The organism is Streptomyces sp. NPDC052721, from assembly GCF_040678315.1.
In the GTDB taxonomy this organism is placed as follows: domain Bacteria; phylum Actinomycetota; class Actinomycetes; order Streptomycetales; family Streptomycetaceae; genus Streptomyces.
Genome location: NZ_JBFATL010000013.1, coordinates 111009 through 136172, shown reverse-complemented (window position 1 = coordinate 136172; position 25164 = coordinate 111009). Strand labels below are relative to the sequence as shown.

Here is a 25164-nt window from a genome sequence, read left to right as displayed (position 1 = left end):
ACCGCACCCGCACCCCGGTCACAGCCGAACCGCCCAGCCCTACCGCTTCAACGACTTGCCGAACCCCGCGGCCAGCGGCATCCTCAAGCCGATCGGCGGCGGCGCGGCCAACGCGTCCTCCACAGGGCGGGACAGGGAGTGCCCGAACAGCGCGCCCATCACGAAATCCACCGTCAGACACAGCACTTCGTCCCGGTACCCGTGCAACCCGTGTCCGTCGCAGTGCACTTCGAACCGGCACACGTCCCGGTTCGCCTTCTTCGCCCGCGCCGCGAACCGGAACGACAGCTCGGGATCGGTCCGTTCGTCGTTCGTGCCGTGGGCGATCAGTACCCGCCGCCCGACCAGCTGTTTCACCGGCTCGGCCGGCGCGGCGACGTCCTCCTCGGGCAGCCATGGGGCCAGCGCCACCACGGAGTCGACCGCCTCGTGCCCGCCGGCCCGGAGCGCCGCGCGTCCGCCCATGTCCACGCCGACCAGGCACACGGGAACGTCCCCGTACCGTCGTACGACCTCGTCGGCGGCCCACTCGGCATCCGCCGCCAGGTGGGCCTCGGTGCCGTTCCAGCCGCGGTAGCGGTACCGCACGGGATGGACGGCCAGCCCCTCGCTCCGGCCCGCGCGGGCGAGCGCGCGGCCCAGGGAGCGGACGAGGGTCATCGCCCGGACAGGGGACGGCCGGCGGACGGAGACCTCCTCCCCGCCGGGGAGCAGCAGCACCGCTCCGCTCACCGACGTCGGCTCCGCACCGACTGCCTTCCCCAGCCCGGCCGTTCGGACCGGCGTCGCTTGCTGTCCCATGACAGAACAGTGTCAGAAGGCGCGGTGTACGAAACCCGTACGGGCGGTCACCGTTGCGTATCGACGGAAAAGTGCCGACCGCTGTCGCGCGCACCGGGCGCTCTACGCGCGTAGGAGTTAGAGTGCGGCAATGACGAGCCAGACCGCACCGACCGGGAACGCCCCCACCGCGGACCAGATCCGCCGGGCGCCCAAGGTACTGCTGCACGATCATCTCGACGGCGGGCTCCGCCCGGGCACCGTCGTAGACCTCGCCCGGGAGACCGGGTACGCCGGCCTTCCCGAGACCGACCCGGACAAGCTGGGCATCTGGTTCCAGGAGGCCGCCGACTCCGGCTCGCTGGAACGGTACCTGGAGACCTTCCGGCACACCGTCGGCGTGCTCCAGACCAAGGAGGCCCTGGTCCGGGTCGCCCGGGAGTGCGCCGAGGACCTCGCCGAGGACGGGGTCGTCTATGCCGAGGTGCGGTACGCGCCCGAGCAGCACCTGGACCGGGGGCTGTCCCTGGAGGAGGTCGTCGAAGCCGTCAACGAGGGGTTCCGGCAGGGGGAGCGGCTCGCCCGGGAGAACGGCCACCGCATCCGGGTCGGCGCCCTGCTGACCGCGATGCGGCACGCCGCCCGCTCCCTGGAGATCGCCGAACTCGCCAACCGCTACCGGGACTCGGGCGTGGTCGGCTTCGACATCGCCGGTGCCGAGGCCGGCTACCCGCCCACCCGGCACCTGGACGCCTTCGAATACCTCAAGCGCGAGAACAATCATTTCACCATCCACGCCGGCGAGGCCTTCGGGCTGCCGTCCATCTGGCAGGCGCTCCAGTGGTGCGGCGCCGACCGGCTCGGACACGGAGTGCGGATCATCGACGACATCGAGGTCCGCCAGGACGGCTCGGTGAAGCTCGGCCGGCTCGCCTCCTACGTGCGGGACAAGCGGATCCCGTTGGAGCTGTGCCCCAGCTCCAACCTCCAGACCGGGGCCGCGCCCTCCTACGCCGAGCACCCCATCGGGCTGCTGCGCCGGCTGCACTTCCGGGCCACCGTGAACACCGACAACCGGCTGATGTCGCACACCAGCATGAGCCGGGAGTTCGAGCACCTCGTCGAGGCGTTCGGTTACACGCTCGACGATCTGCAGTGGTTCTCCGTCAATGCGATGAAATCGGCGTTCATTCCTTTCGACGAACGACTCGCGATGATCAATGACGTGATCAAGCCGGGATATGCCGAGCTGAAATCCGAATGGCTGTTCCGGCAGACCGTGTCCCGCAGCGGTTCCGGCGGTTCCGGCGGTCCTGAGGCGTAGCTGAAGCCCGTGGCCGGGCCCGGCTGCCGCCGCACCTCGGGCCCGCGCCCGGGCTCACCAGGCGGTGCGGGCCTTGTCCTCGGAGGGCAGCAGCAGCCACAGCGCTATGTAGAGCAGGAACTGCGGGCCCGGCAGCAGGCAGGACACCAGGAAGATCACCCGCATCGTCGTCGCGGAGGTGCCGAAGCGCCGGGCCAGTCCGGCGCAGACTCCGCCGATCACGCGGCCGTGGGTGGGGCGGGCAAGGGCGGTCATGTCGGCTCCTCCGTGGTCGTCGGCTCGCTCGCGAGCCGGTGGCGGGCCCCGGTGGCGGGACCCCTCAACTGCCTTCAACGGTACGGAGACGAAGGGGGCGAAGCATCACTCTAAGGGGCGATCCCGACCCTGGGAATCGTCGGGGTACGTCCCTGAGACAGCTCCTCCTGGACGGTGACCGCCGGCTCGGGCCCGCCGGTTTCCCACGCGTCCCGGCGTCGCAGCCAGGCGCGGGCCGCCGGTACGACGGCCAGGTGGGCCAGGACGACTCCCGCCGTGTTCAGCAGCAGCGAGTCGACGTCCACGACCCTGCCCGGCACGCCGGTCTGCAACAGGGCGATGCCGAGGGAGACGAGGGCGCCGGCCGCGGCCGTACGGATCAGGGAGGCGACCGGGGAGACGGTGAGCCTGCCGTGCGCCGTCGGCAGCAGCACGCCCAGCGGGGCGAGCAGCGCGAGTCCCTCGCCGAGGGGTCTGACCGCCTGGGGCCAGCCCAGCGCCAGGTCGGCCCGGATGCCGGCCAGTGGGCGCAGATTCGGGGGCATCACCCAGGGGACGTCCAGGGGGCGCAGCATCAGCCAGGCGACGAGGGCGAGATGCGCGACGAGGAGGACACCTCCCGTCACACGGATGCGGATCGCGGCGCTGCCGCCGATGGAGCCTTGACGCTGCACGACCCCCTAGACGCGGGGGTGGGGCCGATTGGTTCCGCCGTGGAAACGTTTTGGCTTGTGTGCCGTGCGCGGTGGCCGGCCGGGGGTGGGTCCGCTGGCGCAGCCCCGCTGCTCGGGCGCTGCCCGAAAGGGCGCGGGAACCGCGCGAGCGGCCACGACGGACCCGCGGTCGGGCGGCGGGCCGACGCCCCGCGGCGGGAATCCGCTGAGCCGCCCCGGCCGGGCGCAGCCGCTACGCGTCCGGAACCCCGCTGGACGGCGGCCGTGTGGTGCCCGGGTGGTCGCGGACCTCGTCCGTGCAGGCGTAGCGGCGGAGGGGGTCCGGGGCGGGGCCGGCCAGGATGACCGAGCCGTCGTCCTCCGTCGCCGCCGAGTCGGACAGGGTGCACACCAGCTGGGCCAGGGCGTAGGAGGTGAGCCGCGACGGGGCCGTGCTCAGCCGGAGCGTGTCCTCGGGGTCCTTCGGGCGGGGCCCGCTCACCCGGAGGCCGCCCGGCACGTGCGTCGTATAGCCCGCGGAGCGCTCCGGGGCGGACGGCGACGTGGCCAGCTGGTCCAGCAGCCCCTGCGCCACGATCACCCGCCGCCGGGCGTCCGGGGTGCCCTCCGGGACCCGCACGGTCCGGTCGACGGCCACCAGGGACGCCCCGCACAGCAGGAACACCTGCACCGGCACCCCGCGCGAGGACTGCGCGGACACATCGGGCCCGGCCAGGGAGCACGGCACCCGGGACGGCGCCGGCCCGAAGTCGGTCGGCACCTCCGTGGCCCGGATGCCGCAGCCGGTGAGCAGCGCGCCCAGGAGGGGCAGCGCCAGCAGGCGTCGTACGGTCATGACCCCTCCTTCCGTGATCTGTCCTGGCCGGTCTCGTCGTCCTTGGCGTCCTGGCCGTCCTCCTCGGTCAGCCGGGAGGCGTCCCGTGGCAGCCGGAGCGTGAACACCGCGCCGCCGTCCGGGGAGTTGGCCGCGGTGATCTCGCCGCCGTGGATGTGGGCGTTCTCCAGGGCGATGGACAGGCCGAGCCCGCTGCCCTCGGAGCGCGGCCGGGAGGCGCTCGCCTTGTAGAAGCGGTCGAAGACGTGCGGGAGGACGTCCTCCGGGATGCCGGGGCCGTGGTCGCGGACCCGGATCTCGACCGAGTCGTCCGCCTCCCGGACCGACACCCGCACCGGCGACCCGCCGTGCTTGAGCGCGTTGCCGATCAGGTTGGCGAGGATGACGTCCAGGCGGCGCGGGTCCAGCCGGGCGTGGATGCCGCGCTCGGCGTCCAGCTCGACCGCGTCCAGCCAGGCGCGGGCGTCGATGCACGCGGTGATCTGGTCGGCGATGTCGACGTCGTCCAGGACCAGCCGGGCGGTGCCCGCGTCGAAACGGGTGACCTCCATCAGGTTCTCGACGAGGTCGTTCAGCCGCCGGGTCTCGCTGACCACCAGCCGGACGGCGGGCTCGATCATCGGGTCCACGCTGCCGGTCTCCGCCTCCAGTTCCTCCTCCAGCACCTCCGTGACGGCGGTGATGGCGGTGAGCGGCGTCCGCAGCTCATGGCTCATGTCGGCCACGAAGCGCCGCGAGGCCTCGTCCCGGGCGGCCATCTCCGCGACCCGCTGCTCCAGCGCCTCGGCCGCGTTGTTGAACGTCCGGGACAGATCGGCGAGTTCGTCGGTGCCGGACACCCGCAGCCGGGTGTCCAGCCTGCCCTCGCCGAGCCGTCGCGCGGCCACGCCCAGCCGGTGCACCGGCTTCAGTACGGTCGTGGCGGCGGCCTGCGCGAGCAGCGCGGCGCCGATCAGCGCGAGCCCGGTGGCGATGCCCAGCGACCAGGCCAGCGAGTTGAGGTCCTTCGCCTCCGGCTCCAGGGACTTCGCCATGTAGCCGGTCGGACCGCCGCCGATCACGCGCGTGCCGGCCACCAGGTAGGGCGTGCCGTGGTCCACGACCCGCTGCCAGTACAGGTGGTACGGCTCCTTGTTGGAGTCGGTCACCTTCTGCCGCTCGGTCACGGCGGCCCGCAGCGACGGGGGCACGTCCTCCAGCGAGAAGCCGTTGATGCCGCCCGAGTTGCCGTACACGGTCTTGCCGTCGGCGTCCCGGGCGACCAGGAGCACGCTGAAGTGCTGGCTGCTGGCGGCCATCTGGCCGGCCGCGCGCTGCAACTGGTCCTGCGTCGGATGTTCCGGCAGCGCTCCCGCGCGGTTCTGCATCTCCTGCCGGAAGTCGCGCAGCACCGCGTCCTGGGCGCGGGTGAGCACGGCCTCCCGGTTGAGCCAGTAGGCGATGCCGGACGCCGACACGGCGGCGGTGAGCGCCACCAGTCCGAAGACGACGACCAGGCGCAGCCTGAGGCTGGTGAACCTGAGCCGCGACAGAGTTCCCTTGCGCCCCGCGGCCCAGCCGCGCAGCCCCCCTTGCGTATCGGTCACTGAGGGGCGTCCAGGCGGTAGCCGACACCACGGACGGTACGGATGAGCGTCGGTGACGACGGCACGTCCTCCACCTTCGCGCGCAGCCGCTGCACACACGCGTCGACCAGGCGCGAGTCACCGAGGTAGTCGTGTTCCCACACCAGCCGCAGCAGCTGCTGCCGGGACAGCGCCTGACCGGGCCGCCGGCTCAGCTCCAGCAGCAGCCGCAGCTCGGTCGGGGTCAGCTGGAGGTCCTCGCCGTTCTTCGTGACGGTCATCGCCGACCGGTCGATGACGAGGTTGCCGAAGGTCGCCGAGTCGCTGGACTCGCGCTCCCCCCGCCGCAGCACGGCCCGGATCCGGGCGTCCAGCACCCGCCCCTGCACCGGCTTGACGACATAGTCGTCGGCGCCGGACTCCAGTCCGACCACGACGTCGATGTCGTCGCTGCGCGCGGTCAGCAGGATGATCGGCAGCTGGTCCGTGCGCCGGATGCGCCGGCACACCTCGAACCCGTCGATGCCGGGCAGCATCACGTCCAGCACGACGAGGTCCGGCCGCTGCTCGCGCAGCAGCTTCAGACCGTCCTCGCCGCTGGCAGCGGTGGCCACCCGGTGTCCCTGGCGCGTCAGGGAGAGCTCCAGGGCCGTACGGATGGCGTCGTCGTCCTCGATCAGCAACAGGGAAGGCACGGGCTCATTCTGGCCCATGGAGGGGTCGCCGTACGACCTGCCGGGACCAGGCCATCCGTAACGCCACCACCTGTGCGCGGTGGGTGACCTGCCTGGGCGGGACCCCTGTGACAGGTCTGTGACAGTCGGCAGACATGGCCATGAAGTGACCCCGGCAGTCTTTTGGGCACGGGCAAGGCCGCCGGCCGGAACCAGCCCGGGCAGGACCGATTCACCGGAAGTCCACGACGGGGAGCGCGAGATGAACACGCTGCACAGCATGAGCACCAGCGCAGTGGTCACGCGTCTGCACGACGTGCACCGGGGATCAGAGAAGTCCGGTGCTGAGGGGGGTCCCTCCCGCGCGAGTGTGTTCGAGCGTGGGGGAGGGCGGGGGTGCGCTCGCGGCACCGGGCGTCAGCACACCGCGTACATGGCGGTGGTCGACACACGGGGGGAAGCTCACGGGGGAGCCGCGTACAGGGAGGACTCGGGGGAGCGTCGTTCGCTCACGGAGGCGGAGTTCACCGCCTACGTCCAGGAACGTCGCGCCTCCCTGTACGCCACCGCCTACCACCTGACCGGCGACCGCTTCGAAGCCGAGGACCTGCTGCAGAGCGCGCTGTTCTCGACGTACCGGGCGTGGGACCGGATCAGCGACAAGGCCGCGGTCGGCGGATACCTCCGCCGCACCATGACCAACCTGCACATCAGCGCCTGGCGGCGCCGCAAGCTCAACGAGTACCCGACCGAGGAACTGCCGGAGACGCCCGGTGAGACGGACGCGATGCGCGGCACCGAGCTGCGCGCGGTCCTGTGGCAGGCGCTCGCCCGGCTGCCCGAACTCCAGCGCACCATGCTGGTCCTGCGCTACTACGAGGGCCGCACGGACCCGGAGATCGCGGACATCCTCGGCATCAGTGTCGGCACGGTGAAGTCCAGCATCTGGCGCTCGCTGCGCCGGCTGCGCGAGGACGAGGTCCTCAGCTTCGGCCGTGACGAGGAGGACGCCTTCGGCGAACTGGTCGCCTGAGGTCCGGGGGGACAACGGGGGAAAGCGGGGGCCCACTGGGGGGTGGACCTTCGGGGGAACACGGGGGAAACGGGGGAGCGACGGGAACGGGGCTGGTGGGCCGGGGGGGCCTACCAGCCCCGTTCTCCGTCCGCACGGGGTTCGTACGAGCGTTACGCCGCCGTCCGCTGCCGTACCTGCCGGCCCGCCGCCGCTGCCGCGAGCCGGCCCAGCGCCTCGTCCCGGTCGCAGGGATGCGCGCCCAGCGACACCTGGCGGGCGACGATCGACCGCTCCGCGCGCATCAGCCGCCAGCCGCGGCGCAGCAGGAACGCGACCGACTTGCGGCCCTCCTTCAGATCGCGCACGAAGCGCCGCCGGAAGGTGGCGACCGGACCACGGGACAGGCACAGCGCGTCCGCGAGCAGGCCCAGTTCCCGGCAGCGTTCGACGATCTCCGCGGCGAAGATGCCCTCCGCGATGAACAGCGGGGTACGGCCGATGTCCAGCGTCTCCTCGCCGGTACGGGCGCTCAGCGCGATGTCGTACACCGGCACCGGCGTCGACCCCGTGGCGCACAGCCGGGCGATGGCCTCGACGGCGACGTCCGCGTCCCACGACTCCGGGTGGTCCCAGTCGATGTCCGAACTCCCCTCCACCAGGGGCAGAGTCGGATCGTCACCCTCCTTGTAGAAGTCGTCCAGGCGCAGCACGGGGAGCCCGGAACGGGCGGCGACGAGTGACTTGCCCGAGCCCGAGGGGCCGCACAGCAGCACGACACGGGCGGGGGACGGAGGATGAATGCTCACGGAACACCAGTTTGACGCATGCGGGGCGCCCTGCCGACCCCGCGGGTCGGCTTTCGAGCGTGAGTCTCGCCTCAACCACCCCCCACCGAGAGCGCCCCGAAAGGGGCGCGGGGAACCGCGCGACACGCCACCACGCACCCGCAGCCGGCCGGCGACCGCAGTTCCCCACCGGGGCCCCCGTCAGTAGGAAGACCCCGCCGCGCCCAGCGCCCCCGTCGGATGCCACACCGTCTTGGTCTCCAGGAAGGCCGTCATCCGCTCGGTCCCCGGCGTCTCGAAGTAATCCACAGCCTGTGGACGAAGCACCCGCTTCAGATTGCCGGCCGCCGCGATCTCCAGCTCCTTCGCCAGTTCCTCGTCCGCGCCCGCGAGGTCGATCGCGTTGACGTCCTGGTGCGCGGCCAGCGGCGCCGCGATCTCCGCCGTACGGCCGGACAGGACGTTGACGACACCGCCCGGGACGTCGGAGGTGGCCAGTACCTCGCCCAGGGACAGGGCCGGCAGCGGGGCCTTCTCGGAGGCGATCACGACCGCCGTGTTGCCGGTGGCGATCACCGGGGCCACGACCGACACCAGGCCGAGGAAGGACGACTCCTGCGGGGCCAGGACGGCGACCACGCCGGTCGGCTCCGGGGAGGAGAGGTTGAAGTACGGGCCCGCGACCGGGTTGGCGCCGCCGATCACCTGGGCGATCTTGTCGGTCCAGCCCGCGTACCAGACCCAGCGGTCGATCGTCGCGTCCACGACGGCCGCCGCCTTCGACTTCGACAGGCCCTCCGCGTCCGCGACCTCCCGGACGAACTGCTCCTTGCGGCCCTCCAGCATCTCCGCGACGCGGTAGAGGACCTGGCCGCGGTTGTAGGCGGTCGCGCCGGACCAGCCGCCGAACGCCTTGCGCGCGGCGACCACCGCGTCACGGGCGTCCTTGCGGGAGGACAGGGGAGCGTTGGCCAGCCAGTTGCCCTTCGAGTCCTGCACCTCGTACACCCGGCCGCTCTCGGAACGCGGGAACTTCCCGCCGACGTACAGCTTGTAGGTCTTGAACACACTGAGTCGGTCAGACATCGAGGTACGCCTCCAGGCCGTGGCGGCCGCCCTCGCGGCCGAAGCCCGACTCCTTGTAGCCGCCGAACGGCGAGGTCGGGTCGAACTTGTTGAACGTGTTGGACCAGACGACACCGGCGCGCAGCTTGTTCGCGACGGCCAGGATGCGTGAGCCCTTCTCGGTCCAGATGCCGGCCGAGAGGCCGTACTGGGTGTTGTTGGCCTTGGCGACGGCCTCGTCGGGCGTGCGGAAGGTGAGGACCGACAGCACCGGGCCGAAGATCTCGTCGCGGGCGATGGTGTGCGCCTGGGTGACGTTCGTGAACAGCGTCGGTGCGAACCAGTAGCCGGCGGAGGGGAGTTCGCAGGCCGGGGACCAGCGCTCGGCGCCCTCCGCCTCGCCCTGCTCGGCCAGTGCGGTGATCCGGGCCAGCTGCTCGGCGGAGTTGATCGCGCCGATGTCGGTGTTCTTGTCCAGCGGGTCGCCGAGGCGGAGTGTGGACAGGCGGCGCTTGAGGGAGTCCAGCAGCTCCTCCTGGACCGACTCCTGGACGAGGAGGCGGGAGCCCGCGCAGCAGACCTGGCCCTGGTTGAAGAAGATGCCGGTGACGATGCCCTCGACGGCCTGGTCGATCGGCGCGTCGTCGAAGACGATGTTGGCGCCCTTGCCGCCCAGTTCGAGGGTGAGCTTCTTGCGGGTGCCGGCGACCGTGCGGGCGATCTCCTTGCCGACGGCCGTGGAGCCGGTGAAGGCGACCTTGTTCACGTCGGGGTGCGCGACGAGCGCGGCGCCCGTGTCGCCGTAGCCCGGGAGGATGTTGACGACACCCTTGGGCAGGCCGGCCTGACGGCAGATGTCCGCGAAGAACAGGGCGGACAGCGGGGTCGTCTCGGCGGGTTTCAGGACGACCGTGTTGCCGGTCGCGAGAGCCGGGGCGATCTTCCACGCCAGCATCAGCAGCGGGAAGTTCCACGGGATGACCTGGCCCGCCACGCCCAGCGGCTTCGGGTCCGGGCCGAACCCGGCGTGGCCGAGCTTGTCGGCCCAGCCCGCGTAGTAGAAGAAGTGCGCGGCGACCAGCGGGAGGTCCGCGTCGCGGGTCTCCTTGATCGGCTTGCCGTTGTCCAGCGTCTCCAGGACCGCCAGCTCACGGCTGCGCTCCTGGATGATCCGGGCGATGCGGAACAGGTACTTGGCGCGCTCGGAGCCGGGCAGCGCGGACCACTTCTCGAACGCCTTGCGGGCGGCCTTGACGGCACGGTCGACGTCCTCGGAACCGGCCTGGGCGACCTCGGCGAGGACCTCCTCCGTCGACGGCGAGACCGTCTTGAAGACCTTGCCGTCGGCTGCCTCGGTGAACTCGCCGTCGATGAACAGGCCGTACGAGGCGGCGATGTCGACGACCGAGCGGGACTCGGGCGCGGGTGCGTACTCGAATGCGGATGCCATGGGGATCAGTCCACCGTCACGTAGTCGGGGCCGGAGTAGCGGCCGGTCGCCAGCTTCTGGCGCTGCATCAGCAGGTCGTTCAGGAGCGAGGAGGCGCCGAAGCGGAACCAGTGGTTGTCCAGCCAGTCCTCACCCACGGTCTCGTTGACCAGGACCAGGAACTTGATCGCGTCCTTGCTGGTGCGGATGCCGCCGGCCGGCTTCACGCCGACCTGGACGCCGGTCTGGGCCCGGAAGTCGCGGACCGCCTCCAGCATGAGGAGGGTGTTCGCGGGCGTGGCGTTGACGGCGACCTTGCCCGTCGACGTCTTGATGAAGTCGGCGCCGGCCAGCATGCCGAGCCAGGAGGCGCGGCGGATGTTGTCGTACGTCGACAGCTCGCCGGTCTCGAAGATGACCTTCAGGCGCGCGCTCGTCCCGCAGGCCTCCTTCACGGCGACGATCTCGTCGTACACCTTCAGGTACTTGCCGGCGAGGAACGCGCCCCGGTCGATGACCATGTCGATCTCGTCGGCGCCGGCGGCGACGGCGTCACGGACGTCGGCCAGCTTCACGTCGAGCGCGGCACGGCCGGCCGGGAAGGCGGTGGCCACCGAGGCGACCTTCACGCCCGAGCCGGCGACGGCCTCCTTGGCGACGGCCACCATGTCCGGGTAGACGCAGACCGCGGCCGTCGCCGGGGTCGTGCGGTCCGTGGGGTCGGGGTGGACCGCCTTGGCGCCGAGCGCCCGGACCTTGCCCGGGGTGTCCGCGCCTTCCAGCGTCGTCAGGTCGACCATCGAGATGGCGAGGTCGATGGCGTACGCCTTCGCGGTGGTCTTGATGGAACGGGTGCCGAGGGACGCGGCGCGCGCCTCCAGGCCGACCGCGTCGACGCCGGGCAGCCCGTGGAGGAAGCGGCGCAGCGTGCTGTCGGACGCGGTGACGTCGACGAGAGCGTGAGCTGTGGGTGCGGTAGTGGGCATGGTCACCAGACGAGCATATCTACGCGCGTAGCAGCTGTACACCCCCGCGCTCGTCCCCGAGGCCGAGATCACGGATGAGCGCCGGTTCACGGGCGCGTGCCCGCACCACGGACGGCGTCGTGCAGAATCGGGGCCATGACCACCCCGGACCACCCGTCACCCGCGTCACAGCCTCCGGTGCCCGCCGCCAAGGAACGCGTCTACCGCTCGCCCCTGGCGCTGGTGGGCGGCGCGCTGCTGCTCCTGGTCGTCCTCTGGCTGGGCTTCGACGCCCTGTTCAAGGGCCACGGCCGGACCCCGTGGCTGGCGCTGGCCGGGATGATCCTGATCGTGCCGCTGATCCTCGCCTTCACGCTCCGCCCGGCGGTGTTCGCGGGCGAGGACCGACTGCGCGTCCGCAACCCGTTCCGGGTGATCACCCTGCCCTGGGGTGAGATCGCCGGCCTGCGCTCCGGCTACTCCAACGAGGTCCTCGCCAAGTCCGGCGCCAAGTACCAGCTGTGGGCCGTCCCCGTCTCGCTGCGGGCCCGCAAGAAGGCGATCCGCCGGCAGCAGCGGGCGGCGGCGGACGCGGCCCGGGGCGGGGCGCGGGGCGGCGGGGGCGGGGCGCTCGTACCGAGCGGCTCCGGCCTCGGCGGGTTCAGCCTGGCCGGCCCGGACGCCGGGCCCACCCGGGCGCAGACCGACCAGATCATGGCCGACCTGGGGGACATGCTGGAGCGGCGCGGGGAGGCCGAGTCGGCGCAGGGCGAGATCACCGTCCGCTGGGCCTACGAGGTGGCCGCGCCCGCGGTCGCCGGAGCGGTGCTGCTGGCGATCCTCCTGGCCGTGGGCTGAGGGGACCAGCGGGGGCCGGGGACCGTCTGCGGTTGCTTCCGGGGACCAGGGCCAGGGCCGAAGCAGTTCGCGGCGCCGGGTCGGGTGCCTGCCAGGGAGTGACGGGGGCGGTCCGCAGCTGTGGCCGAGGGCGGGTCTCGGTGTTCTTCGTCCTCATGCTTCGGGTTGAGGGACGTACTCCCTGTGTGACCTGCCGGACCGGGTGGCTCGGCTCGTGCCACGGCGGCGCCCGGGCTGTTCACGGCCGGGAGCGGGACGCCGGGTGCGACCGTACCGGCAGCGGCCGGGCGTCGTGGTGGCCGGCAGCCGGGCCCCCAACCGTTCGCCGCTGTCGAGTGTCTGGAAAATCCATGAGCAAGTCCCCCGGACGGCCGCTGCCGCTGCCCGCCGCAGCCCTGCCCGCCGGCGCCCCCTCCTGGAGCGGTGATCACCCCCGCCGCTGGCTCGACGCGCTGCCGCCCCGCTGGGTGCCGTCGCCCTCCCGGACCGGGCACCTGATGACCGCGTCCGCCGCCGCAGCGGGGGTCACCGGGCTGCTGGCGCTGCCCGCCGGATGGCGCCCGTGGGCGGCGGCCCTGCTGGCGCTGCACGCGCTGTGGCTGTGCGCGCGCCCGGAGATCGTGCCGGTGTCGGCGCCCGTGCTGGCGGCGCTGCTGGTCGTGCTGCGGCCCGGGAAACTGTGGCCGGCCGCCGTGCTCCTCCTGGCGCCGGTCTGGGCGGTGGCCGTACTGCGGCTGGTGGCGCGGCGCCGGCAGCGGGAGCGGGCGCGGGACGCGGCCGGTGGGGTGACCGCGTCGCCGCCGGACGCGGACCGGCCCCTGCCGCGCGGCCGGTTCCTCATCGTCTGCGGCGGGGTGCTGCTCGCGCTCGGGCTCGGTGCCGTCGCCGTCCTTCCGGCCCACGGCCCGGACACCGGCGAGGCGGCGCGGGCGCTGCCGGCGCTCGCCTGGCTGGTGGCGGGCCAGGGGCTGACCGCGCTCGTCTCCGGGCTGCTGGGCCGGCGCCGGGCCGCCGCCCTGCGCGCGGCGGCGGCACCCGTGCTGCGGGTGCTCGTGCGGGAGGGCGCCGACGGCGACACCGAGGTCTTCGCCGCCGACGACACGGCTGGGGTGCGTCCCCTGTTCCGCGTCGCCGTCACGGAGGTCCAGGACGGCGCCCCCGACGACGAGGTGGACGAGGAGGAGCTGGAGGAGTTCCTGGAGCGCGTCGACCGGGAGGGGCCGGGGCCGCTGCGGGAGGCCGTGCTGTACGGCGTGCCCTGCGACGGCGCCGAGATCCTGCTGGTCACGGCCGCCGAGAAGGCGGACGCGCCGCCGGTGCCGGAACGGTCGTCGGGGCCCGTACGGCCGCTGTCCGAGGCGTCCGTACGGCGGCTGACGGCGGTGGACAAGCGCCGGCAGGCCCGGCAGACGGCGTACGCCGAGCTGCGCCGGTCGGCCGGGGAGGCGGTCCTGGGGGAGGCGGACGGCGCGGCCCCGGCGGGCATACGGCAGTGGCGGGCCGGGCTGCTGCACCGGCTGTGCGCGCTGGTGCTGGTGCTGTGGGGCAGCGGCCTCTTCTGGAGCGAGACCGGCGGGTGGCGTCACGCGCTCGGCGCCCTCGCCGGATTCGTCGGGGCGCTGTGCCTGCCCCACTGGCTCGCCTGGCGGATCACGGCCGACAGCGAGGGGCTGTGGTTCAACGGGCTGCGCGGCACCCGGCACATCCCGTGGGAGCAGATCAGGACCGTCGCCTGCACGGGCACCGAGCTGAAGGTGGACAGCCGGCGGGCCTCCTTCACCCCCTGGTCGGCGACCGCCCCCCGCTGGCCCTGGCTGGAGCGCCGGTTCGGGCTCCTGCACCCGCACGAGCGGACCGCGAGCGAGATCACCGCCCTGTGGCGCGACCCCTCGCTGCGCCCGTCCGTACCCGCCGACGCCGGCCGGCGGGGCCGGCCGCTGTGGCCCCTGGCGCTGGTGCTCGCGGCCGGCTGGACGGCGGCCCTGCTGTTCCTGTCGTGAGGACTGGTCGTGTCGTGAGGACTGGTCGTGTCGTGAGGACGGACAGCAGGGCCCACGGCCGTCAGATGCCGGCAGCCGCCGACAGGTCACGCTTGACGGCCGTCAGCAGCTCCGTCGCGCGGGCGCGGGCGGCCGGCAGGTCGGCGTGCGCCGCGACCGGTACGACGACCTCCAGGTAGCACTTCAGCTTCGGCTCGGTGCCACTGGGGCGGACGATGACCCGGGCGCCGCCGAGGGTGTAGCGCAGGCCGTCCGTGGGCGGCAGCTTCTCCGTGCCCCGGGTCAGGTCCTCGGCACGGGTGACGGGCAGGCCCGCCAGCTCGGTCGGCGGCTGCTCGCGCAGGCGGCGCATCGCGTCCGCGATGAGCGACAGGTCCTGGACGCGCACCGACAGCTGGTCGGTCGCGTGCAGGCCGTGCTCCACGGCGAGGTCGTCGAGCAGGTCGAGGAGGGTACGGCCCTCCTCCTTCAGCACGGACGCCAGCTCGGTGATCAGCAGCGCGGCGGTGATGCCGTCCTTGTCCCGCACGCCCTCCGGGTCCACGCAGTAGCCGAGGGCCTCCTCGTAGCCGTAGCGCAGGCCGTCGACGCGGGCGATCCACTTGAAGCCGGTCAGGGTCTCCTCGTACGGCAGCCCCGCCTTCCCGGCGATGCGGCCCAGCAGGGAGGAGGAGACGATCGACTCGGCGAAGGTGCCCTGCGCGCCACGGCGGACCAGATGGGCGGCGAGCAGGGCGCCGACCTCGTCGCCGCGCAGCATCCGCCAGTCGCCGCCGTCCTTCACGGCCACCGCGCAGCGGTCCGCGTCGGGGTCGTTGGCGATCACCAGGTCCGGGTCGGTGGCGCGGGCCCGCGCGAACGCCAGGTCCATCGCGCCCGGCTCCTCCGGGTTCGGGAAGGCGACCGTCGGGAAGTCCGGGTCCGGGTCGGCCTGCTCGGCGACCAGCACCGGCTCGGGGAAGCCGGCGCGGGCGAACGCGGCCAGCAGGACGTCCCGGCCGACGCCGTGCATCGCCGTGTAGACCGTGCGGGCGGTGCGGGGGGAGCCGGGGTCCAGTACGGCGTCCGTGCGGGCGAGGTAGGCGTCCAGGACCGACTCGTCCAGGGTCTCCCAGCCGCTCTCCGGACGGGGTACGTCGTGCAGGGAGGCGATCGCGTCGATCTCGGCGGCGATCTCCGCGTCGGTGGGCGGGACGATCTGGGAGCCGTCGCCGAGGTAGACCTTGTAGCCGTTGTCCCGGGGCGGGTTGTGGCTGGCGGTGACCTCCACGCCCGCGACCGCGCCCAGGTGCCTTATGGCGAAGGCCAGCACGGGGGTGGGCAGCGGGCGGGGGAGTACGGCCGCGCGCAGGCCGGCGCCGGTCATCACGGCGGCGGTGTCCCGGGCGAAGTCGGCGGACTTGTGGCGGGCGTCGTAGCCGATGACGACCAGTCCACCGCCGTGGCCGTTCTTCTTCAGGTACGCGGCGAGGCCGGCGGCGGCGCGGATGACGACGCTGCGGTTCATGCGCATCGGGCCGGCGCCCAGCTCGCCCCGCAGGCCGGCGGTGCCGAACTGGAGCGTGCCGGAGAAGCGGGCCGACAGCTCCTTGACGGCACCGGCGTCGATCAGCTCGGCCAGTTCGTCGCGGGTCTCCTGGTCCGGGTCCTCGGCGAGCCAGGCCTTGGCCCGGGCGATGAGATCGTCGTGCACCTTGGAATCAACCTCTCCTGTGTTTGCCTGGTCCAACCGGGGGCTCCGCCCCCGGACCCCCGTCCTTCGCCCACCCCCCACCCGACTCGGTCGGCCGGAAGGCGGACGAACGGCCTGCCGCCGACGCCCCCACCGGGGCCGACCGCGGCATGGAAGGGAGCTTGCCGCATCGCGCGCTGCCCGTGGCCGCGCACCGCGCAGGGCCGCCGGCAGTGCCGCGCCGCTGTGAACCGCTGGTGGCCGCTCGCAGTACCCCGCCCGCACCGGGTCGCCGGCAGCACGGCGAGCCGCCGGCAGCCGGGCGCGCACCCCTGAGAACCGAGCGCAGCACTGCCGCCGCTCACAGCCACGCCGCAGTACCGCCCGCCTCAAAGCTGCCCGCGGCACCGCTCCGGCTCGGAGCCGAGCGCAGCGCTCCCGCTCAGAACCGAGCGCAGCGCTCCGTTCGAACCCGAGCGCAGCGCCCCGCGCTGGCCGAAGCCGAGCCCGGCGCCTCGCCCGAAGCCGGCCGCGGCACCGCTCCCGTTCAGAGCCGAACCGGTACCCGCCCGAAGCCGCGCCCTGCCCGAAGTCGAGCCCGGGGCCCTGCCCGAAGCCGAGCCCGGCGCCCTGCCCGAAGCCGGGCGCGGCACCGCCCCTGCTCAGAGCCGAGCGCTCCGCCCCGCCCGAAGCGAGCCGGCGCCCTGCCCGAAGCCGAGCCCGGCGCCTCGCCCGAAGCCGGCCGCGGCACCGCTCCCGTTCAGAGCCGAACCGGTACCCCGGCCGAAGCCGGTCACGGCGCCGCTCCCGTTCAGAGCCGAGCGCTCCGCCCCGCCCGAAGCGAGCCGGCGCCTCGCCCGAAGCCGAGCCGGCGCCTCGCCCGAAGCCGAGCCCGGCACCCCGCCCAAAGCCAGCTGCCGTACCGCTCCCGCCCAGAACCGAGCCGGACACCCCGCTCCGCCCCAAACCAACCGCGACACAGCCCCCGCTCAAAGCCGAGCGCAGCGCCCCGCCCAGCCCAGCGTCCTTCTCAGATCCTGCCCAGTACCCGCGCCAGCAGTTCGCCCATGCGGGCTGCCGAGTCGCGGCCGGCCTGGAGGACCTCCTCGTGGTTGAGGGGTTCGCCGGTCATGCCCGCGGCCAGGTTGGTGACCAGGGAGATGCCGAGCACCTCGGCGCCGGCCTCGCGGGCGGCGATGGCCTCAAGGACCGTGGACATGCCGACCAGGTCCGCGCCGATGACGCGGGCCATGCGGATCTCGGCCGGGGTCTCGTAGTGCGGGCCGGGGAACTGGGCGTAGACGCCCTCCTCCAGCGTGGGGTCGATCTCCTTGCACAGGGCGCGCAGGCGCGGCGAGTACAGGTCCGTCAGGTCGACGAAGTTCGCGCCGACGATCGGGGACGTCGCCGTCAGGTTGATGTGGTCGCTGATCAGCACCGGCTGGCCGGGCCGCATGCCCTCGCGCAGACCGCCGCAGCCGTTGGTCAGCACGATGGTCTTGCAGCCCGCCGCGACGGCCGTACGGACGCCGTGCGCCACCGCGGCCACGCCACGGCCCTCGTAGTAGTGGGTGCGGCCCAGGAAGACCAGGGCGCGCTTGTCACCGAAGGAGTACGAGCGGATCTTGCCGCCGTGGCCCTCGACGGCCGGCGGCGGGAAGCCGGGCAGCTCGGTGACCTGGAACTCGGCGTCGGGTGCCCCCAGGGCGTCGACGGCCGGAGCCCAGCCGGAGCCCATCACGAGGGCGACGTCGTGGGTCTCGGCGCCCGTGAGGGCGCGCAGGCGCGCGGCGGCGGCGTCGGCGGCGGCGTAGGGGTCGCCCTGGATGTCGTCCGGAAGAAGAAATGCGTTCACGCCGATGAGGGTAACCGGTCTTCGCCTACGCGCGTAGATGACAGAGCCAACGGGTTTGCCTTCGTTGTCTTGCCGTTTTCCACAAACGGCCGGAAAAACAGGAGGAAACGCGGCGCGGAGGATCAGCAGGGGCGCTTGCGGAGTTCCATCACATAGTCGTGCGGAGCCCCCGCCGACTCCGCCGCGTCGGCGATCTCGCCCAGGTAGCGCGCCGACGGCAGCCCGCCCTCGTACGCGTTGAGGACGTACGCCCAGGCCGGCTCCTCACCGTCCAGGGTGTGCACGCGCACGCGTACCCGGCGGTAGATGTCGAGGCCCACGCCCTCCCACCGGTCGAGCGACTCCTCGTCCATGGGTGCGATGTCGTACAGGCCGACGAAGACCTGGGCCAGCGGGTCCTCGACGATCGTCGCCAGCGCGCCCTCCCAGCCCAGCTGCTCGCCGCCGAAGGTCAGCCGCCAGCTGTTCAGCCAGCCGGTGGCGCGCAGCGGGGAGTGCGGGGCGCGGCGGGACATGAGGCGCGCGTCGAGGTTGCCGGCGTACGCGGCATAGAGCGACATGGGGAGAGGGTACGGCAGACGCACCGCGCGCCCCGGGTGTCCCGTTAGCGACCCGGTGGCGCCCCCCGGGCAGTGGCACCTTGAAGCGTGCGGGACAATGGAGTACGTGACTCGGATCGTGATCATCGGTGGCGGACCCGGCGGATACGAAGCGGCGCTGGTGGCCGCTCAGCTCGGCGCGGAGGTGACCGTCGTCGACTGCGACGGTCTGGGCGGAGCGTCGGTGCTGACCGACTGCGTGCCGTCGAAGACCCTTATCGCTACGGCCGAGGTCATGACGACCTTCGATTCGTCGTACGAAGAGCTCGGCATCATCGTCGCCGACGACACCCCGCCGCTGGAGCAGGCGGCCCGGGTGGTCGGCGTGGACCTCGGGAAGGTCAACCGCCGGGTGAAGCGGCTGGCCCTCGCCCAGTCCCACGACATCACCGCCTCGGTCACCCGTGCCGGCGCCCGGGTCATGCGCGGACGCGGCCGGCTGGAGGGCATGCAGGCCCTGGACGGGTCCCGGAAGGTCGTCGTCACCGCCGCCGACGGCACCGAGGAGACCCTCACCGCCGACGCCGTCCTCATCGCCACCGGCGGTCATCCGCGTGAGCTGCCCGACGCCCGGCCCGACGGCGAGCGCATCCTCAACTGGACCCAGGTCTACGACCTCACCGAGCTGCCGGAAGAGCTGATCGTGGTCGGGTCGGGTGTGACCGGTGCCGAGTTCGCCGGCGCGTACCAGGCCCTGGGCTCGAAGGTCACGCTGGTGTCGTCCCGCGACCGTGTGCTGCCGGGTGAGGACCCGGACGCGGCCGTCGTCCTGGAGGACGTCTTCCGGCGCCGTGGCATGAACGTCATGGCCCGTTCCCGCGCGCAGTCCGCCAAGCGCGTCGGCGACCGGGTCGAGGTGACGCTGGCCGACGGCCGGGTCATCAGCGGCACCCACTGCCTGATGGCCGTCGGTGCCATCCCGAACAGCGCGGGCCTCGGTCTGGAGGAGGCCGGCGTCAAGCTGCGCGAGTCGGGTCACATCTGGACGGACAAGGTGTCCCGGACGACCGCTCCCGGCGTCTACGCGGCCGGTGACGTGACCGGAGTCTTCGCTCTCGCGTCCGTCGCCGCCATGCAGGGACGTATCGCCATGTACCACTTCCTGGGCGACGCGGTGGCCCCGCTGAACCTGAAGACGGTGTCGTCCAACGTCTTCACCGACCCCGAGATCGCCACCGTCGGCTACACCCAGGCGGACGTGGACGCGGGGAAGATCGACGCGAGGGTCGTCAAGCTCCCGCTGCTGCGCAACCCGCGCGCCAAGATGCAGGGCATCCGGGACGGCTTCGTGAAGATCTTCTGCCGGCCGGGTACCGGGATCGTCGTCGGCGGTGTGGTGGTGGCGCCCCGCGCCTCGGAACTGATCCACCCCATCTCGATCGCCGTCGACAACAATCTGACGGTCGAACAGATCGCGAACGCGTTCACGGTGTACCCCTCCCTTTCGGGGTCGATCGCTGAGGTCGCCCGGCAGCTGCACACCCGCAAGGCGAGCGCGGAGGCCTGACGGCCCGGCGGACTTCCCCCTGGTCACAGGGAGTTGTGGCGTGTGCGGTCGGCATAGTCGGGTCGGGCGGGTTCTATACCACTTCCCGCCCTGCCATGCGAACAACTTCTGTTATTCGGCGCAAACTGCTGAAAGCAGACGGTCGCTGGGGTTACTGTCAGTTTCGTGTTCGCTGCTGAACGTCGCCAATTGATCCTTGAAATGGTGCGAGCGAACGGTGCCGTGTCGCTCCGTGAGCTCGCCCGCGTCGTCCAGACCTCCGAAGTGACCGTACGGCGGGACGTGCGGGCACTGGAGGCAGAAGGACTCCTCGACCGCCGGCACGGCGGTGCGGTACTGCCGGGCGGGTTCACGCGAGAATCCGGCTTTCCGCAGAAATCCCACCTCGCGACCGCCGAGAAGACGGCCATCGCCGACCTCGCCGCGAGCCTCGTCGAAGAAGGCGAGGCGATCGTGGTCGGGGCCGGTACGACCACGCAGGAGCTGGCCCGCCGGCTCGCGCGCGTGCCGGGCCTGACGGTCGTCACCAACTCCCTCTTGGTGGCCCAGGCGCTGGCCCACGCCAACCGGGTGGAGGTCGTGATGACCGGAGGCACCCTGCGCGGCTCCAACTACGCCCTCGTCGGCTCCGGTGCGGAACAGTCCCTCCAGGGCCTGCGCGTGTCGAAGGCCTTCCTCTCCGGAAGCGGTCTGACGGCCGAGCGCGGCCTGTCCACGTCCAACATGCTCTCGGCATCCGTCGACCGGGCCCTCGTCCAGGCCGCCGCGGAGGTCGTGGTCCTCGCCGACCACACCAAGCTCGGCACGGACACCATGTTCCAGACCGTGCCGACGGACCTCATCACCCGGCTGGTCACCGACGAGCCCCCGTCCCACGACGACCGCGCCGCCACGGAGTTGCAGGCGCTCGCGGACCAGGGCGTGCAGATCGCCGTGGCCGGGGCGAGTGGAAGCCCGGGGGGTGAACAGGTCCCGGCAACCCGCCGCGCCCCACTGCCGGGGCCGCGCAGGGGGCACGTGGCGCTTCGCTCGGGGGCGGGGCTGGGGGAGTCCGCGGGGGCCGAGCGGGGGCGCGTCGCCGATCTGCGCAGGCGCTGAGGCGCTGGATGCCGTGCGGGGGCGGATCGTCGGGCGGCTGCGGGCCCGGGGTGGCCGTTCGCGCCCCACGTGGCGCTTCGCTCGGGGGCGGGGCTGGGGGAGTCCGCGGGGGCCGAGCGGGGGCGCGTCGCCGATCTGCGGAGGCGCTGAGGCGCTGGATGTGGTGCGGGCCCGGGGTGGCCGTTCGCGCCCCACGGGGCTGGGGGAGTCCGCGGGGGCCGAGCGGGGGCGCGTCGCCGATCTGCGCAGGCGCTGAGGCGTTGGATGCGGTGCGGGGGCGGGTCGTCGGGCGGCTGCGGGCCCGGGGTGGCCGTTCGCGCCCCACGTGGCGCTTCGCTCGGGGGCGGGGCTGGGGGAGTCCGCGGGGGCGCGTCGCCGATCTGCGCAGGCGCTGAGGCGCTGGATGCGGTGCGGGGGCGGGTGGGCGGGCGGCTGCGGGTCCGCGATGGCCGTGCGCCCGCGTGGCGGCCAGGCCCGCTGTCCCCCGGCCGGCCGGGCAGGAGGCGGTAGGGGGCGAAGGCTGTGACGGCTGCCGGAGGGGGTATCGGCGGCGGGACATCCGGGTCACCGTTGCCACAGGGTGCGCCCCTGCTCCCAGCCCGCCCGGCAGGGCCAGGCCGAGTGCCTCGGCGAGCGTCTCGCGGCCGAGGCCAACCAGGGCGCGCACCCGCGGCCCGCTCTCCGGCGGCGGCCACGGCCGCGTGGTACCAGCCCGGGACCAGGACGAGCAGTACGACGCCCGTGACGACCGGCACCGGGCGATCGCCTCGTCCGGAGCTGGGTGTGATGACGGGGAAGGCGAAGCCCACGCGACCGGCTCCGGGCGGAAAAGGGGTCGGCCCCCGGTGGGTACCGGGGGCCGACTCAGTCTGCTGCGGCCGGACTTCAGTCCTTGATCTCGCAGATCGCCGCGCCCGACGTGATGGACGCGCCGACCTCGGCGGTCAGGCCCTTGATGGTGCCCGCCTTGTGGGCGTTCAGGGGCTGTTCCATCTTCATGGCCTCCAGGACGACGACCAGGTCGCCCTCCTTGACCTCCTGGCCCTCCTCGACGGCGATCTTCACGATCGTGCCCTGCATCGGCGAGGCGAGGGTGTCGCCGGAGGCGACCGGGCCGGACTTCTTCGCCGCGCGGCGCTTCGGCTTGGCGCCGGCCGCGAGGCCCGTGCGGGCCAGGCTCATGCCCAGCGACGAGGGCAGCGAGACCTCGAGGCGCTTGCCGCCGACCTCGACGACGACCGTCTCGCGGCCCAGCTCCTCCTCCGCCTCGGTGTCGGCGGGCGCGGCGAACGGCTTGATGTCGTTGACGAACTCGGTCTCGATCCAGCGCGTGTGGACCGTGAAGGGCTCCGTGGAGCCGGTCAGCTCGGGAGCGAACGCCGGGTCCCGCACCACCGCGCGGTGGAAGGGGATCGCCGTCGCCATGCCCTCGACCTGGAACTCGTCCAGCGCGCGGGCGGCCCGCTCCAGGGCCTCCTTGCGGGTACGGCCGGTCACGACCAGCTTGGCGAGCAGCGAGTCCCAGGCCGGGCCGATGACCGAGCCGGACTCCACGCCCGCGTCCAGGCGGACGCCGGGGCCGGACGGCGGGTCGAACCGGGTGACCGTACCGGGGGCCGGGAGGAAGTTGCGGCCCGGGTCCTCGCCGTTGATGCGGAACTCGAACGAGTGACCGCGCAGCACCGGGTCGTCGTAACCCAGCTCCTCGCCGTCGGCGATGCGGAACATCTCGCGGACCAGGTCGATGCCCGCGACCTCCTCGGTCACCGGGTGCTCCACCTGGAGGCGGGTGTTCACCTCCAGGAAGGAGATCGTCCCGTCCTGGCCGACCAGGAACTCGCAGGTGCCGGCGCCCTCGTAGCCGGCCTCCTTCAGGATGGCCTTCGACGCGCGGTACAGCTCGGCGACCTGCTCTTCGGACAGGAACGGCGCCGGAGCCTCCTCGACCAGCTTCTGGTGGCGGCGCTGGAGGGAGCAGTCACGGGTGGAGACGACGACCACGTTGCCGTGCTTGTCGGCCAGGCACTGGGTCTCCACGTGGCGCGGACGGTCCAGGTAGCGCTCGACGAAGCACTCGCCGCGGCCGAAGGCGGCGACCGCCTCGCGCACCGCGGACTCGTACAGCTCGGGGACCTCTTCGAGGGTGCGGGCCACCTTCAGACCGCGGCCACCGCCACCGAAGGCGGCCTTGATGGCGATCGGCAGGCCGTGCTCCCGGGCGAAGGCCACGACCTCCTCGGCACCGCTCACCGGATCGGGCGTACCGGCGACCAGCGGGGCGCCGGCGCGCTGGGCGATGTGCCGGGCGGCGACCTTGTCACCCAGGTCGCGGATCGCCTGCGGCGGCGGGCCGATCCAGATCAGGCCGGCGTCCAGGACGGCCTGCGCGAACTCGGCGTTCTCCGACAGGAAGCCGTACCCCGGATGGACGGCGTCCGCGCCGGACTCACGCGCCGCGTTCAAGATCTTGTCGATGACCAGGTAGCTGGTGGCCGGGGTGTCACCGCCCAGAGCGAACGCCTCATCCGCGGCGCGGACATGCAGAGCGTCCCGGTCCGGGTCGGCGTAGACGGCCACGCTCGCGATCCCGGCGTCCCGGCAGGCCCGGGCCACGCGGACAGCGATTTCGCCACGGTTGGCGATGAGCACCTTGCGCACGATTGAGGCTCCCTCCTTGAAACAAGCCGAGTTTAGGGACTGCCGACACGGCACTTCGACCCGTCCCCCGTGGTGAGCTTGCCCACACGGAGCGTGATACGAGGCCCGCTCGACCCGCGAAAGCCCATGTCGCACCTCGGTACGCAGGACTCCTGCGGAAAACCCTAGCCCTGCCATGTGGCCAAGGTCTCTGTGAGAGCGTGCTGCGGCCCACTCGGATTCTTTGTCGAGTCCCTACGAATGGCCCAATGATTCTTTGCTGCCGCCCGAACCCTTGTCCCTGGGTTTACCCGTTAGTAGCGTTCGCGCTGTCTCGAACGAACCCGAGGTAACAGGCTGTCGGTGTGAGAGTGGGTGGGGCCCGGTGGTGCGCAGACCGGTGGCAGGGGTCGTGGCGGTCGTCCTCCTGGCGGAGGCAGTCTTCATCGCCGCGCTGAACTGGTTCCTCGGAGTGGTCGTCGACCGGCAGGACATGTCACTGGCCGGCCTCGACCCGGACGTCATGTCGATGTCCTCGAAGATCGGCGGAGTCGTCTTCGGCCTCTACTTCGCGCTGTGCGCGCTGGTGGCCGTACTGGTCGCGATACGCGACCGCGCCCCGGCGGGTCTCGGCCGCGTCCTGCTGATCAGCGCGGCCGTGGTGCACGGCCTGCTCGGCGCCTTCGCCTGGGGCCTGGTCGGCTGGACGGCGTTCCTGTTCATGGTGGTCGTACTCGGGCTGATCGTGCTGCTCCTGATGACGTACGACCGTGCGGGCGGCCCGGAGAGCGCGGCACCCGGCGGCGCGCCGGGAGAGGGCGCCGGTCCCACCGCGCGGGCGGAGCCGGGCGCCGCCCCCGCCGGGGCGGGCGCGCCGGTGAGCCGTACGGACGAGCCGCAGGACGGGGACGACGAGCCACAGGACTCCGTCCCCGCCCGGATCACCGCTCCGGTACCCACAACTCCGTGATACCCACGCCCAGTTCGGCGAGGAGCTTGCGGACCAGGGGCAGGCTGATGCCGATCACATTGCCGTGGTCGCCGTCGATGCCCTCGATGAACGGCGCCGAACGGCCGTCCAGGGTGAACGCGCCGGCGACGTGCAGCGGCTCCCCCGAGGCCACGTAGGCGGCGATCTCCTCGTCGCTGGGCTCGCCGAACCGGACGACGGTGGAGGCGGTCGCCGACACGTACCGCTTGGCCTCCGTGTCCCACACGCAGTGCCCCGTCTGGAGCACTCCGGCCCGCCCGCGCATGGTCTTCCAGCGGGCGGTGGCCTCCTCGGCGTCGGCCGGCTTGCCGAGCGCCTGCCCGTCCAGCTCCAGCACCGAGTCGCAGCCGATCACCAGGGCGCCCTGCACCTCCGGCTTCGCCGCCACGACGCTCGCCTTGGCCTCGGCGAGGGCGAGTGCCAGCTCCGCCGGGGTCGGCGCGGTGACGGCGTCCTCGTCGACGCCGCTCACGATCACCTCGGGGGCGAGTCCGGCCTGCCGGAGCAGGGCCAGCCGGGCGGGGGACTGGGAGGCGAGCACGAGTCGCCTGCGGCGTTTGGCAGTCATGCGGTCAGGTTAG

At 72.8% G+C, this 25164-nt stretch carries 22 protein-coding genes; 7 read left to right on the top strand and 15 right to left on the bottom strand.

The genetic code is table 11. The features are described 5' to 3' along the window. Positions 1–39 precede the first annotated feature (39 nt). On the bottom strand, positions 40–801 hold the full coding sequence (locus AB0L21_RS15690; RefSeq protein WP_365701675.1) for an alpha/beta hydrolase: 762 nt from the start codon (positions 799–801) through the stop codon (positions 40–42). A 130-nt stretch (positions 802–931) separates the two neighbouring features. Between AB0L21_RS15690 and AB0L21_RS15685 the strand changes: the two genes are divergently transcribed. Then, positions 932–2104 (top strand): adenosine deaminase, encoded by a 1173-nt coding sequence (locus tag AB0L21_RS15685; RefSeq protein ID WP_365784459.1) that lies wholly within the window; start codon positions 932–934, stop codon positions 2102–2104. Positions 2105–2158: 54 nt separating this feature from the next. On the opposite strand, the gene AB0L21_RS15680 is transcribed toward AB0L21_RS15685, so the two are convergent. The 5 genes from AB0L21_RS15680 to afsQ1 all read right to left on the bottom strand — a co-directional run bounded on the left by AB0L21_RS15680 (position 2159) and on the right by afsQ1 (position 6128). Beyond that, positions 2159–2359: a PspC domain-containing protein gene (locus AB0L21_RS15680; RefSeq protein ID WP_189817805.1), complete on the bottom strand. Its 201-nt coding sequence runs from the start codon at positions 2357–2359 to the stop codon at positions 2159–2161. Positions 2360–2469: 110 nt separating this feature from the next. Then, on the bottom strand, positions 2470–3033 hold the full coding sequence (locus tag AB0L21_RS15675) for a VanZ family protein (RefSeq protein WP_365701670.1): 564 nt from the start codon (positions 3031–3033) through the stop codon (positions 2470–2472). Positions 3034–3265: 232 nt separating this feature from the next. Next, positions 3266–3868 (bottom strand): hypothetical protein, encoded by a 603-nt coding sequence (locus tag AB0L21_RS15670; RefSeq protein WP_365701668.1) that lies wholly within the window; start codon positions 3866–3868, stop codon positions 3266–3268. Beyond that, entirely contained in the window at positions 3865–5454 is a 1590-nt protein-coding gene (locus AB0L21_RS15665; protein WP_365701666.1) for a HAMP domain-containing sensor histidine kinase, read from the bottom strand. Before AB0L21_RS15665 ends, AB0L21_RS15670 begins: the two co-directional genes overlap by 4 nt. Next, positions 5451–6128: a two-component system response regulator AfsQ1 gene (gene afsQ1 / locus AB0L21_RS15660; RefSeq protein WP_015493330.1), complete on the bottom strand. Its 678-nt coding sequence runs from the start codon at positions 6126–6128 to the stop codon at positions 5451–5453. The genes AB0L21_RS15665 and afsQ1 overlap by 4 nt, the downstream gene beginning before the upstream one ends. A gap of 241 nt (positions 6129–6369) precedes the next feature. On the opposite strand from afsQ1, the gene AB0L21_RS15655 reads away from it, so the two are divergent. After that, entirely contained in the window at positions 6370–7140 is a 771-nt protein-coding gene (locus AB0L21_RS15655) for a SigE family RNA polymerase sigma factor (RefSeq protein WP_365784457.1), read from the top strand. A 152-nt stretch (positions 7141–7292) separates the two neighbouring features. Here the strand turns inward: AB0L21_RS15655 and AB0L21_RS15650 are convergent, their stop codons facing one another. The 4 genes from AB0L21_RS15650 to deoC form a co-directional block, all read right to left on the bottom strand. Then, entirely contained in the window at positions 7293–7928 is a 636-nt protein-coding gene (locus AB0L21_RS15650; RefSeq protein ID WP_365784455.1) for a uridine kinase, read from the bottom strand. A 180-nt stretch (positions 7929–8108) separates the two neighbouring features. Beyond that, positions 8109–8993 (bottom strand): aldehyde dehydrogenase family protein, encoded by an 885-nt coding sequence (locus AB0L21_RS15645; protein ID WP_365701660.1) that lies wholly within the window; start codon positions 8991–8993, stop codon positions 8109–8111. Then, entirely contained in the window at positions 8986–10422 is a 1437-nt protein-coding gene (locus AB0L21_RS15640) for an aldehyde dehydrogenase family protein (protein WP_365701658.1), read from the bottom strand. Before AB0L21_RS15640 ends, AB0L21_RS15645 begins: the two co-directional genes overlap by 8 nt. Positions 10423–10427: 5 nt before the next feature. Then, positions 10428–11387: a deoxyribose-phosphate aldolase gene (deoC, locus tag AB0L21_RS15635; RefSeq protein WP_365701689.1), complete on the bottom strand. Its 960-nt coding sequence runs from the start codon at positions 11385–11387 to the stop codon at positions 10428–10430. A gap of 135 nt (positions 11388–11522) precedes the next feature. Here deoC and AB0L21_RS15630 point away from each other — a divergent pair, with 135 nt between their 5' ends. Both AB0L21_RS15630 and AB0L21_RS15625 read left to right on the top strand, forming a co-directional pair. Continuing rightward, entirely contained in the window at positions 11523–12224 is a 702-nt protein-coding gene (locus AB0L21_RS15630; protein WP_365701656.1) for a PH domain-containing protein, read from the top strand. A gap of 350 nt (positions 12225–12574) precedes the next feature. Continuing rightward, complete coding sequence (locus AB0L21_RS15625) at positions 12575–14224, top strand: hypothetical protein (protein WP_365784452.1); 1650 nt, start codon at positions 12575–12577, stop codon at positions 14222–14224. 61 nt (positions 14225–14285) lie between these two features. On the opposite strand, the gene AB0L21_RS15620 is transcribed toward AB0L21_RS15625, so the two are convergent. The 3 genes from AB0L21_RS15620 to AB0L21_RS15610 all read right to left on the bottom strand — a co-directional run bounded on the left by AB0L21_RS15620 (position 14286) and on the right by AB0L21_RS15610 (position 18311). Then, positions 14286–15917, bottom strand: a complete 1632-nt coding sequence (locus AB0L21_RS15620) for a phospho-sugar mutase (protein ID WP_365784450.1) — start codon at positions 15915–15917, stop codon at positions 14286–14288. A gap of 1009 nt (positions 15918–16926) precedes the next feature. Beyond that, positions 16927–17751, bottom strand: coding sequence for a purine-nucleoside phosphorylase (locus AB0L21_RS15615; RefSeq protein WP_365701649.1), 825 nt, complete (start codon positions 17749–17751; stop codon positions 16927–16929). A gap of 122 nt (positions 17752–17873) precedes the next feature. After that, on the bottom strand, positions 17874–18311 hold the full coding sequence (locus AB0L21_RS15610; protein ID WP_365784449.1) for a gamma-glutamylcyclotransferase: 438 nt from the start codon (positions 18309–18311) through the stop codon (positions 17874–17876). Between the two features lie 97 nt (positions 18312–18408). On the opposite strand from AB0L21_RS15610, the gene AB0L21_RS15605 reads away from it, so the two are divergent. After that, positions 18409–19857 (top strand): NAD(P)H-quinone dehydrogenase, encoded by a 1449-nt coding sequence (locus AB0L21_RS15605; RefSeq protein ID WP_365701644.1) that lies wholly within the window; start codon positions 18409–18411, stop codon positions 19855–19857. A gap of 165 nt (positions 19858–20022) precedes the next feature. Then, entirely contained in the window at positions 20023–20955 is a 933-nt protein-coding gene (locus tag AB0L21_RS15600; protein WP_365701642.1) for a DeoR/GlpR family DNA-binding transcription regulator, read from the top strand. An 885-nt stretch (positions 20956–21840) separates the two neighbouring features. Here AB0L21_RS15600 and AB0L21_RS15595 read toward each other — a convergent pair. Continuing rightward, positions 21841–23613 (bottom strand): biotin carboxylase N-terminal domain-containing protein, encoded by a 1773-nt coding sequence (locus tag AB0L21_RS15595; protein WP_365701640.1) that lies wholly within the window; start codon positions 23611–23613, stop codon positions 21841–21843. Between the two features lie 364 nt (positions 23614–23977). On the opposite strand from AB0L21_RS15595, the gene AB0L21_RS15590 reads away from it, so the two are divergent. Further along, complete coding sequence (locus AB0L21_RS15590; RefSeq protein ID WP_365701638.1) at positions 23978–24562, top strand: hypothetical protein; 585 nt, start codon at positions 23978–23980, stop codon at positions 24560–24562. On the opposite strand, the gene AB0L21_RS15585 is transcribed toward AB0L21_RS15590, so the two are convergent. Further along, a complete protein-coding gene (locus AB0L21_RS15585; RefSeq protein ID WP_365701636.1) occupies positions 24534–25151 on the bottom strand; it encodes a nucleoside triphosphate pyrophosphatase in 618 nt (205 codons plus the stop codon). The two genes, AB0L21_RS15590 and AB0L21_RS15585, sit on opposite strands and share 29 nt — an antisense overlap. Between the last annotated feature and the right edge of the window lie 13 nt (positions 25152–25164).